Origin of the sequence: Paraneptunicella aestuarii (assembly GCF_019900845.1) — a bacterium.
Taxonomy (GTDB): Bacteria; Pseudomonadota; Gammaproteobacteria; order Enterobacterales; family Alteromonadaceae; genus Paraneptunicella; species Paraneptunicella aestuarii.
The window spans coordinates 464,875-477,536 of the sequence record NZ_CP074570.1 but is presented as its reverse complement, the minus strand read 5'-3'; the positions used below and the strand labels follow the sequence as shown (position 1 = coordinate 477,536).

General features: G+C 45.0%; 6 protein-coding genes. 1 reads left to right on the top strand and 5 read right to left on the bottom strand.

Annotated features, from left to right (window positions below; all coding sequences use genetic code 11):
- Positions 1-77: 77 nt before the first annotated feature.
- The 3 genes from KIH87_RS02005 to KIH87_RS01995 all read right to left on the bottom strand — a co-directional run bounded on the left by KIH87_RS02005 (position 78) and on the right by KIH87_RS01995 (position 4,807).
- Positions 78-1,136, bottom strand: coding sequence for an ACP S-malonyltransferase (locus KIH87_RS02005; protein ID WP_232359872.1), 1,059 nt, complete (start codon positions 1,134-1,136; stop codon positions 78-80).
- Positions 1,129-3,399 (bottom strand): dehydrogenase E1 component subunit alpha/beta, encoded by a 2,271-nt coding sequence (locus tag KIH87_RS02000; RefSeq protein WP_232359871.1) that lies wholly within the window; start codon positions 3,397-3,399, stop codon positions 1,129-1,131. The genes KIH87_RS02005 and KIH87_RS02000 overlap by 8 nt, the downstream gene beginning before the upstream one ends.
- A 226-nt stretch (positions 3,400-3,625) precedes the next feature.
- On the bottom strand, positions 3,626-4,807 hold the full coding sequence (locus KIH87_RS01995) for an acyl-CoA dehydrogenase (protein ID WP_232359870.1): 1,182 nt from the start codon (positions 4,805-4,807) through the stop codon (positions 3,626-3,628).
- A 196-nt stretch (positions 4,808-5,003) separates the two neighbouring features.
- Here KIH87_RS01995 and KIH87_RS01990 point away from each other — a divergent pair, with 196 nt between their 5' ends.
- Complete coding sequence (locus KIH87_RS01990) at positions 5,004-5,840, top strand: LysR family transcriptional regulator (RefSeq protein ID WP_232359869.1); 837 nt, start codon at positions 5,004-5,006, stop codon at positions 5,838-5,840.
- A 64-nt stretch (positions 5,841-5,904) separates the two neighbouring features.
- Here the strand turns inward: KIH87_RS01990 and KIH87_RS01985 are convergent, their stop codons facing one another.
- Complete coding sequence (locus KIH87_RS01985; RefSeq protein ID WP_232359868.1) at positions 5,905-6,591, bottom strand: outer membrane beta-barrel protein; 687 nt, start codon at positions 6,589-6,591, stop codon at positions 5,905-5,907.
- Entirely contained in the window at positions 6,588-12,410 is a 5,823-nt protein-coding gene (locus tag KIH87_RS01980; RefSeq protein ID WP_232359867.1) for an Ig-like domain-containing protein, read from the bottom strand. The genes KIH87_RS01985 and KIH87_RS01980 overlap by 4 nt, the downstream gene beginning before the upstream one ends.
- Between the last annotated feature and the right edge of the window lie 252 nt (positions 12,411-12,662).

The window sequence follows — 12,662 nt, the reverse complement described above, 5'->3', positions numbered from 1 at the left end:
GTAGCACCTAAGCTACATCCGCTGTCTTGATAAATTCCTGGAGTAAGCGGAATAAGAAAAGAAAAGAAAGGAATAAACTAAACAACCAGCTCTCTTTGCTTCTCCATTCCCATGGCAAGCAGCAGAGGGTCTTCTTTCTGGCAAGCGATAAAATCTGCTTTGTCCGTTAAGTCATGCCAGTTATTCATGATAAGTGTTTGTGCAATTGAACCGCCCAACGTAGCCCCTGGGCCTAACACAATGATCTTATCGGGAGCGAATTCCTTAATTGAAACCTCAATGGCTTTAGTGAAATCGTAAGTCCGATTCACCTGTTCACCCAAAGTATAATCATGCAGTTTGCTTACATCGGTACTGTGCGGCTGCCAAATATTCCCCTTACCATCAATCAGGGGCAAGGCAGGTTTCTGAAACATGGACGCAGGCAACAACTGCTGAGCTTTAACCGCAATCTCATCCAGCAACGGCGTATGAAAAGCCGCATGGTTATACAAGCGCATTGGATAGCGATCTTCCAATTTTGGCAACGCTTGCTCCAACATTTTCAGTGCTTTCTCGTTACCACCGAACACCATATAACCGCCTAAACGGATGGACTCATATAACGCAGCTTCTGGCTCTTTATTAATGTCAGCAATGGCCTGTTGCACTTGAGCAACCATACCTTCAGACACCATCCAGTTTTCATCGACAATGGGATAGATACTCTGCCCACCAATCGTACCGCCCGCCATCATGGAACCCATGGTATTGATTAGCTTCGCCGAATTCGCTTCATTCAAGGCTTGCGCCACTGCCAAGGCAATATACCAGCCCATGGAATTACCTGTTACCGCGACAATGTCGTATTTTTCTCGATCAATTGCCATAAAGTCAGCTTTAGAGCAGGCATAAATCAACGAAGCCGCATTTTCTCCAGCGGTATGCTGGCGAAGATTGTAAGCAGGCATACTATCCAGTTCACGAACAGAAACCTGAACATTACCAGCACGTTCAGTGTCAATGGCGTCAAGAATATGTAATTTGTCGGCATGATAACGATGCAAATAGCCAAGCTCGTCTTTGTTGTATGTGCCGCGCCCTGGGCAAACCACTAATGCAGTTTGTTTTTTGTTATTACCAGTAGAATTAGACATTAGCCGCCTCCTTCTCCTTGTTCACTGCACCGGATGCAGCTTGCCCTTTATTCACCAGATTTAATGCCGTTTGCAAAATACCATCCCGAGACGGTAAAACAGTGTATGAGGCAGAGCCTAATGGAATAAATGAATCTTCAGCGCAGATACGACCAATTTCTGCCATATTTGCCAACAGTTTATGGTTATTTTCTGCCAATAAGGTAAACAGGGCTTCGCTGATAGAACCGGTTTTACGGCATTCATCAACGATAAGAATGTGTTGGCAATCCGCCACGGCTGCCAAAATAGCCTCTTCGTTTAAAGGCGCTAGCCAGCGCAAATCAATAACTCGCGCTTTTATGCCTTGTTGCGCTAAATCGTTCTGAACCTGTCTCGACAGGTAGTTGCCGTTACCATAGGTAACAATCGCTAAATCTTTGCCATCACCATGAACACCGATTTCCCCAATCTTGATAGGCGTTGCCTTGGCTGGCTCAACATATGGAAACGTCCATAAACCGTCGCCTTCTTCCAACAAATCCTTGGTCATATACAAAGCAATAGGTTCAATGAACACCACCACGCGCTGTTCTTCACGCGCCAAGCGCACGCATTCGCGCAGCATTTCTACTGCATCAGCACCATTGGATGGAACGGCAACAACAATGCCGGGAATGTCTCTAAATACCGCCAATGAATTATCATTATGGAAATGCCCACCAAAGCCTTTTTGGTAAGCCAAGCCAGCGATACGGATCACCATAGGGTTGGTGTACTGGCCTCTTGAAAAGAACGACAAGGTAGACGCTTCACCACGAATCTGGTCTTCAGCATTATGGACATACGCCAAAAACTGAATTTCAGGAATAGGCAGAATGCCGTTATGCGCCATACCAATGGCTAAGCCCAAAATGGATTGTTCATCCAATAGCGTATTAATAACGCGAGAACTACCAAACTTCTCCACCAAACGGCTAGTGACGTTATACACACCGCCTTTACGACCAATGTCTTCGCCACACATCACCACATTTGGATTGTCTGCCATTAAATCCAGCAATGCCCAGTTAATCATTTTGGCAAGGTGTTGAGGTTTATCAATATTGTGTTTTTCATGCTTAAACAGTTCGGCTCTGTCTCTAGGAACAGCAGGAACCGGGGCTGGATTCGGAGATTTTCCAGGTATCAAGCTTTCCAGCACTTGTTTGGCATTGGTTAAACGAGGGCGGCTTCCGGCATAATCTGCAATTCGGGCTATACGTCCTTTTACTGATTCATATAAATCAACCACTTGTTGAGGCGTCATAATGCCGTTATCAATAAGAATACCCGCCGTATGCAGCAGTGGATCTTTGCGTTCAATTTCCGCAATAGTATTTAAATCGCGGTACACAAACTCGGCATCAGAGCCCGCATGTCCAAGTAAACGAATGGTTTTGCAATGCAAAAACACCGGCTTACGAGTGCGACGCGCGTACTCAACCGCTTCTGCCGCCGTTTTATAGGTATCCAAAATATCCAGGCCGTTACAAGCCATGTATTTCAAACCGGGTTTATGCTCGAAATTAGCGCGTATCCAACCGTTCGGCGTGGGTGTAGAAATACCGATACCATTATCTTCACAGATAAATACTATCGGCATGGGAGAAGACTGGAACGACGCCCAAGCCGCCGCGTTAATAGCCCCTTGCGCCGTGGAATGGTTAGCGGATGCATCACCAAAGTTACACACGATCAAGGCATCGTCCTGCAACACAGGATTGGCTTCCAGCTTGGATGCCAGACCAATGCTGTATGCTGCACCCATGGCTTTAGGCAAATGAGAAGCTATGGTGCTGGTTTGCGGGGGAATAAATAAATCTTTGCTACCCAGTACCTTGTGGCGTCCACCTGATACCGGATCTTCTGAGGAAGCTGCAAACGACAGCAACATATCGTAAAGCGGCGTTTGCCCTGGCACTTGCTTGCTACGTTGGATCACAAATGCACCACTGCGATAATGCAAAAATGCCATATCATCCGGGCGGAACGCTTTGGCATAAGCGGCGTTGCCTTCATGCCCAGCACTACCGATGGTATAAAAGCTCTGGCCTTTTTTCTGCATGATACGACTTTGCAGATCCAGATGGCGACTCATGACCTGAGTTTCAAATAAATCGACGACCTCAGCATCAGACAAACCTGCCTGCTGCGGTGTCAGTAAGCTTTCGATGGCAGGTAAATCACCAGCAAGAACAGATGCGATGAACTGTTCGTCAATACGAGTATTGCTGTCCTTCATGTTCACTTCTTCTTGTTATTGTATTTGCTATTTCACTGGCATTACGGCGATGGGAATCATCCCCTGTGACGCAAGTGAAAACTCAACGCTAAAACGCTCAATACAAACGAGAAAAGAAGGAGAAGCTCCGCCGTTATCTATACAGCAACGGCGGAACTCACCTATAAACAATCTGAAAACAATGACTGCAAATTTTCGTACTTTGCTCGTTCGTTAACACACTTTATTAAGCAGAAAACGCCTGAATGCCTGTTTGCGCACGACCTAAAATCAATGCGTGAACGTCGTGAGTACCTTCGTAGGTATTCACTGCTTCCAGGTTCATTGCGTGACGGATCACATGGAATTCATCAGCAATACCGTTACCACCATGCATATCACGAGCAATACGAGCGATATCCAAGGCTTTACCACAAGAGTTACGCTTGATAATGGAAATCGCTTCTGGAGCCAACATACCTTGATCCATCATGCGACCCGCTTGTAAGCAAGCGAACAAGCCGATAGTGATTTCAGTTTGCATGTCAGCCAGTTTCTTTTGTACCAACTGAGTTGCCGCCAAAGGACGACCAAATTGCTCACGATCCAGCGTATATTGACGTGCTGCGTGCCAGCAGAATTCTGCTGCGCCTAACGCGCCCCACGCGATGCCGTAACGCGCTTTATTCAAGCAACCGAAAGGCCCTTTAATACCTTCAACATTCGGCAACAGGTTTTCGTCAGGCACAAACACGTTATCCATAACGATTTCGCCTGTAATAGACGCACGAAGTGAGAATTTACCTTCAATTTTCGGAGCACTTAATCCTTCCATGCCTTTTTCTAAAATGAAACCACGCACTTTGCCTTCCAGTTTCGCCCATACAACGAACACGTCGGCAATAGGAGAGTTAGTGATCCACATTTTGCTACCAGTCACACGGAAGCCACCGTCAACCTTTTCAGCACGAGTAGACATGCTCGCAGGATCAGAACCTGAATTTGGCTCAGTCAAACCAAAGCAACCCACCCATTCGCCAGAGGCCAATTTAGGCAGATACTTGTTGCGTTGCTCTTCATTACCGTATTCATAAATCGGGTACATAACCAAAGAAGACTGCACGCTCATGGCACTACGATAACCAGAGTCAACACGCTCAACTTCACGCGCAATCAAGCCGTATGCAACGTGGTTTACGCCAGCGCAACCGTACTGCTCAGGTAAAGTACAACCTAATAGACCTAGCTCGCCCAATTCATTCATGATCTCGCGGTCAAACACTTCGTTGCGGTTTGCCATTAATACGCGAGTTTGAAGCTTTTCCTGACAATACTGATGAGCACTGTCACGGATCATGCGTTCTTCTTCAGATAAAACGGAATCAAGGGATAGAGGATCTTGCCAATCAAATTCAGGACGTTTAGCCATTGTATTTAATACCTTTGCTTTGTAATCGGTGCTTTATAACCAGTCTTTATAACTGGGCAATAGTACGGCGATTCTAGCTCAACAAAAAATATTAAAAATCTTTATTTGATATACATTAAAGCTATACCTCGATGATTTAATTTCCTAAAATTTACATTAATACAACCCAGCTTTAACTTTAGAGCAACAAGTCACTATGGATCTAAGAGCCTTGCGTTACTTTATCGCCGTGTTTGAAACAGGCAGCATCAGTGCCGCTTCAAAGGCCTGCTTTATTGCCCAACCATCCATTTCTTCATCATTACAACAATTGGAAACATCACTGGGAAAAGCGCTTTTTGTTCGACACGCTCGAGGCGTTATGGCAACCGAAGCTGGCGAGCAACTCTACCCGGTTGCCAAACAGTTGTTAGGGCAAGCGAATGCGATTCGAGATATGTTCAAGCAAAGTGGCAGCAAGCAACCCTTTAAGCTTGGTTTAACCAAAGGGCTCGGCGTGGCGAGAATGAGCAACCTGCTAAAACAATTCACAACCGCCAATGAAAATATGGAACTAACTCTGGTTCCAACCGATGATGTGTGCGATGCCAGAATCATCAATAAAGCAGAGCTGAAAGACAACGAACTGTTCTTTTCCATGTGGCAAGAGAACTTCAGCCTCGCCATCCCGGTGAATCATCCTCTAAGTTTGAAAAAACACATCACCTTGCAAAACCTGGAGAACATGCCTTTTATCCAAAGAACCCCTTGTGAAGCCTGGGACAAGCTCAAAACGAAACTGAATGAACAAGGCATTCTGCTCGACATACGCGCCAAAATTCAAACCATAGAATATGCAGTGGGATTGGTAAAAGCTGGCGTAGGTTGCGCACTAATCCCGGATTACAGCGAGATCGACAGCAACGAAGAACTGGTGTTTCGCTATATCGAAAATGTCGAACTGACACGCCATATCGGATTAGCCTACGAACAAGAATCCCTGTTTGTCACATCCTTTATTCAAATACTTGAGAATCAAGCGTTTAATGCGTGATAGATCATCGAAAATGCAGAACCAGAAACCATATTGGTTTCTGGTTCCCAACTTAAAAACAAGGCTATGACAGATAATAACGAATACCTATACCCTTCATGGTATTTGTATCTCGACTCAGTTTAAAGTGCGAGTAAAGAATGTATATTTGCCATTGGTGTGAGACCTGATAATTAGCCTCCAGCCCATACCACAGCGCATTATCCGAGATGTTATCCTGCCCTTCTCTTGTGCTGTCTTCAGTTGTCTTATAGCTACCCTTTCCCAATAACCCGCGCAGTTTACCTGAGAGATGAAACTGCTCAGACAGGGGAATAGAGCCAACCAACCCCAGGCTGAGTCCTTTCGTCGACTGAGGGTAAATATGCTCTACTGCGTCATAGTAAGCATCAGAATCGCTATATCTGCCGACAAACTCAACGCTGCGATCTCCCAGATCAATGTATCCGGTCTCCAGCCCTAGAAAATCGTTGAACTGATAACCTGCAAACACCGACCAGCCCAAGTCCTGGTTATCGGTCTGAAGTGAATCAAAATACAGTTCGGCACTGTCAAACTGTCGAGCGACCGCACTATTATCTAACCTCGTTTCAGACCTACCCAGCTGACCGCCGATATACCAGCCTTGGCGGTTTTGACAGCATGACTGAGCGTTGTTGACGACGTCTTCTTTTTCAATGACCTCATCATTTGCAGCGGCAGAAAAAGAAGCCACAGCAATAGTCGATGCCATCCATAGTTGTCTTATCATTGACGTTCTCCTGAATAATTTAAACGAACCATCATTGCTATGCAGAATAAAAGTAGCAGCAACCAAAGATTCAAGCTTCCACCACCACTTGTACGCGAAACCACCGGCGGCGCTTGCGTCACATTAATATGCCAGTGACCAGCACTGCTATTGCCATGGCTGTCTTCAACGCCATATTCAATCGTTATTTCACCAATAAAGTTTGAGCTTGCAGTAAAAGTAGCCTGCCCATTCTCTGAAAAAGAGACATCAGGATGATCTACATTTTTCAGGATAAAGCTGTCCTGCTCAGGATCACTGTCATTATTCAGCAGATTGACGGTGATTGATTCTCCCTGCACCACGTCACTGTAATCATCCTCTAACTGTGGAGCGGCGTTTGCGATGATAGTTATCAACACCTTTGCCTGTGCGCTGCCACCACCGATTAAGTTTATGCCGTAAACAATCTCGTCTTCACCAACGTAATCTTGAGGAGGTGTATATAACAAAGACTGCTCATCAATAGTGACAGTTCCAATGTCTGATAAGGCAGAAGTGATGGTTAGCACCCCATCATCAGGGGCGCTGTCATTCGCCAGAACGTCAATAGTGACGGAATGGTTTTCTACAACCTCAGCAACATCATCAACAGCAATTGGCATGATAAAATTACCCGCCTGCACACCCACGAACCCAATATCGACAATCGTTCCGTTCACAACACCATCACTGTCATTAGGTCCACCGTCCTGGATCACTGACATGACACACCAGTGGCCGGGAGTCATTCCTGGTGTCCAGACCGAGCCATTTCTCTGTTCGGTATCTGGTGGTGGACAATAGCCTGGCTCTCCGGCAGAAGACCACAGACTGTTATGATCATCTTCAACAAAGGTGTACCAACCTTTATCCACTGAGAACTTACGTAAAATCGAATCTTCCGGGATAGGATTTCGTTGTGGAGTAACAACGGCAAAATCCGTTCCCGAAACGGGTAACCCATAAGCGATGTAGTCAAAGATCCCCCCAACGTCAACCGCAACATCATCAGCAACCAGTCCGGTGTTAATGTTTGCAATATCCTCATAGTTGAGCTGAGCACCACCGGTTTCTCCCTGATAGGTATATTCCCCGCGTCTTAAACAAGTACCGGGTTGGCTTTCTATCAAATATCCATCATGGGTAGAGACTTGTTCTGGCAGAACATTACATTCCTGAATACGGTCGAGGTAATCGGGAATGCCATCAGCATCTTTATCACCATAACCTTCCTCAATATCACTGATAAGGTCGCCATCACTATCGACGTTTTCGAGAGGTTGCAGCTGCTCAACGACTTCGATAAATACGGAAGATTGATTGGTTTTTACCGGCTCTCCGTCATCAGACACCGTAAGAGATATTGTGTATAAACCGGGGGCGAGAGATTCAGGGTCAAAACGATATATATCATCATTCAGGCTGTTATTAACAAAGTCCTCTGACTCAACTTGCCATTGATAGAAGTGTTTATCATTTTCGTTGGCGTCCTTTACAAGAGCTCGGATATCAACATAATCATCCTCCTTGCTAATCTGGAACCTTTCTTCCCCCACCTGACTCACTTTCAGTTTTGTCTGTGGTGCAACATTTCCTTCCACTATGGTGAGTTTGTGAGTTTTGTGCTCGCCCACATTTACTGTGTCAGACAGTGTTAGCAAAATGAATTCTTCATTTTCGTCGACTTCATCCTGCTTAATGTTAATGTGAATTTTCCCACTGGTTCCCTGCTCAAGCACCAATATTCCATCCGTTAAATCATGATCAGCCGCATTCGCTGTACCCGACACACTATAGGGAATTGAAACCGGATATTTAGGCGCTTTTCCGTTTAAATGCACAGTGACAATAGCCCTTTGCCCTTCAGTAACCGTTTGGTCTTTGGCGAATGAAACAAGAGGCATTACACAAACATTCTGCATCAGTGTGCTGGCATTACCTTCATTATCGGTGGCTTTCCACTTCACTCTGTTTTTACCCGGAGGAAAACGTCGCACACCATCCACTTTTGAAACTGGCACAGCGTTGCCAAATCGATCAACTGCCGAAGCCAGGCCAACATCAATCCGGGTGTAAAGCGAATCAGCATGAATGGCTGCCTCGTCGCATAAATCAGGTGGGGATGTGATGACTGGTGCATCTGCATTGAAAAACCTTAGATTCACTAAACCTGATGCCGTATTGCCAGCGGTATCCGCTATCGAATATTGAATACTGACATCACCACCCACATCAGCATTCGGGGTGAACTGAATCTGTTGTTGAATAATCTCAATTGAGCCGGAATCAGAGGCCGCGTTAAGCAGTTTCAGTTCGTCATTTTCCGGGTCAGTATCATTACTCAAAACATCAATAATGACCGATTCAAAGGTTGTGAACTCAAGATTATCTTCAACGGCTATCGGAGGCAAATTCACCTCTTTTTCATTGATCGTAACAAATACAGTTCCACTCCCCGTGCCACCATGATTATCGCTGATCATATACGCAATGGTATCAGTGCCAGAATATTCCGGGGTTGGGGTATAGAGTAATCTGCCATCTGAGGTGACAATAGCATTGCCCTTTTGTGCCGTGGCACTTTGCAAAGTCAGATTATCACCATCAATATCTGAATCATTAAGGAGCACATTGACCAGATTATTAATACTGTCCTGCTCAACGGTAACCTCATCATTAACCACCGTAGGCGCATCATTCACGGCGGTAATCACTATGTTTATTGTGACGATATCAGTGGTAAAGACATTGTCACTCACTGTGTAGGTAAATGAATCATTACCATTAATGTCGGGACGTGGCTGATAAGTCAGATTGGGCGGTAAACCGATTAACTCACCTTTTTCCGGCAATGTTAAAAACTGATAAGTCAGTGCATCGCCATCCGGATCAAATGCTTCAAGATTGATGGTGGCAGGAGTGTCTTCTGGCGTTTGAATGCTCTGGGGTTGTGATACTGGCGCATCATTTACTCCAATCACAACAAGGTTTATGGTCGCAATTTCTGAATCAACAGAGCCGTCATTGACTACAAAAGTGAAGCTATCATTACCAAAAAAGTTGCCATTTGGCGTATACACCAGATCCGGCGCATTACCAGTAAGTACGCCATGAGCAGGTGACGAAATCACTTTGTAAGAAAGACTGTCGCCTTCAGCATCAGTAGCATCCAGTATGATGGTCGCCTGAGTATCTTCTTCCAACTCAATGGTTTGGGAATTTGCCACCGGAGCATCATTGACACCAGTAGTGACAATACTCACTGTTGCGGTTGCCGAATCCAGGTTGCCGTCATTCACTTTGAATGTAAAACTGTCATCACCTACGAAGTTTTCATTAGGGGTATAAATAAGTGTAGGTGGTGTGCCACTAAGTACACCATTTTGAGGGGCAGTAACTATTATGTAAGTAAGATGATCATAATCCGGATCATATCCTTTGATAGTAAAGGATACTGAGCGTTCTTCCGAAGTGCTCAGATTCAAAGATCTTGCTTCTGGGGGATCGTTGAGTGAAATAACGGAAAAGCTGACATTCGTTTCAAAATAAATATCTTCGCCAACCCAGGTAATGTACGTAAATTGGTCATTCCCGTGGTAATTCACCCCAGGTGCATAGGTAACTCTATCAGGCAACCCCAAAAGCGTCCCATATTTTGGTGGTGCGCCATTATAGTATTCCAATACAAAATCCTGCCCATTATGGGGATTAGCCACATGCAATGCAGTATCTTCGCTGGTAACCAGAACTCGATCGGCAAATGTGCCTTGTGCAAACACATCCTCAACTACAATATCAAAAGGCCCCAGGGTTCCTGTACTCTGGCGCAATCCATCCTGGACACTAATAATAATATTACTGTATGTACCCACATCATCCTCTTCTGGATAACCAGAAATCATTCCCGTCGTTGTATCAAACTCAGCCCAGGAAGGCAGGTTGGTTACCTGAAAGGAATGGATATCAAACTGGTTGCCATCAGAAAGCTCGGGAGTAAATGAAAAACCGTAATATTCATCAGTATGAAGAGTAGGAAATTCATCGCCATAAAATATTTCAGGAGCCAGAGTCGGACTATCATTATTGCCAATTACGATGATGCTAAAGGGTGTCAAATAATCTTCATTATTCGAAGGAGCGCCAGTGACTCTAATTTTAATGTTTGGGTGATTTCCTTCTTTTATTGGTGTACCACTTAACTCTCCCGTATTTGGATTAAAGTTTGCCCATGAAGGCTTATTTTCAATACTAAATGTCAACACCTCTCCTTGTGGATTAAAGATAATGGGCGTAAAGCTAAAACCAAGACCATTACCCGCGACATAGGCATTGCTTGCATAATAGCCTGATCCATTAGACACGGCACTTGATACCTGGGTTGTCGTGCCGTTTACGTCAGCTTTATCCATGAAGATAGAAAGACTATCAATAATGGGAGAAGCATCATCAGCATGTTCGGTTGCCTGAATATCCTGCATTACCAAAGGCAACGACCTTTCATCCAGGCTGGTGTAATACACAAATTTGGCGGATTGACCGTCATTCAGAGCACCGGATTCAAACGTAATGGTTATTGAAGAATCACTGATGACTTTCTGCCCTTTTGGAAGAGTATTGTCGTAGGCTGCTGATGCATAAGGGTCTGTATTACGCACGCCAAAGCTGGATACCCTTACCCGGGCATCTTTCGAATAAAAAAACAGTGGTTGACGGGAGCTGGCAGCCTGTAATGCAGGATCTATTTGACTGAATGTTCGGGCAACAACCACCTCTTTATCATCGCCACTTTGATGAGAAAACAACACTTCATTTTCTGTTGAGAGCAACCCTCCCAACTCGAAGGTATTGCCTGGGTTTATAGAGCGCATATAACGAGCACTGTTCCAGTTAACACCGGAAATATTCGTCAGCGTAACTTCATTCCTGATAAACGCCTTATTTTCATCAAAACTGATTTCTTGCTGAACCAGCATGTTATCTGACCATACTGACTTCACCTTGGCCTTTAACAGCGAACCGGAAGATTGGTTTTCCACGGTAGTGAACATGCTTTTCTGACCGTACATAGCAGAGTTTGACGTACTCGTACGTTGACCATCATCAAACCCTACAACAAAGCGTTCGTCACCATACAGAAAATCGGTGCGGGGACGAGTTCCTTCACCAAATCCATCCGGGTCATAAGCCAGTCTAACAATTGGAAGATCGTCCGGTGCTAAAAAGCTTTCCGGAGGATCCCACTCATGACCAAAATCGCCCCACTGACTGATACTGAGCTTCATATAACGACCGCCAAGGAAGAGTTCACCCTTGTTATTAAATACAGAACGAGTGTCAGAAAGCACGGGGTCCGGATCGACATCCGTCAAGGCGACGCTGAAAGTAAGAGAAGCGGTGCTGTTATCAGTGTCCGACACTTCAATATCCACTTCGTAAGTACCATCAGCAATACCATTGCCGTCATCCGGTGATTCAAAATCTTTTGTGCTGGCAAAACTCAATTCACCAGTGAGAGAATTTAGCCGGAACATAAACTGATCGGCTCCACCAGTAATGTCAAATGATCTTATGGGAGCGTCAGTTGTTGCTGTAATAGTGGTGATGTACAACTCATCCTCAGCCACTGTGAGATTGGTTGGAGTATCGATTGCCGCAGCAGAAGGAATGAAAGGCCAAAAGCTCCGCGATGCGGTGTTTGAACCAGATGACAGCTTCTGGTCATTACCTGCCGAGATTGCATTTGCACCACCAAAACCTGATAGCGAACTGCCATTAAATTGATAAGGTTTTCCATTCAACACATTAACCAGAGCGGTATGTAAAGAGTCTACCGCTGCTTTCTCTTTAGGGTACGGTTTGTTTTTTCGCCCGTGCCTCTGTCCATAACGCTTAAAGGCAGCGCTTCGGAGTTGTTTTGATTGCTCAATCTGTTTCGCCTGAGATGTCTCAATATGAGCTACATTTGGGTTCGCGGAAGATGCGAATGCTCCAATAGAAAAAAAATAACAAATAACTGCTAATAAGTTGGGGACTATTAAATACACTGTATG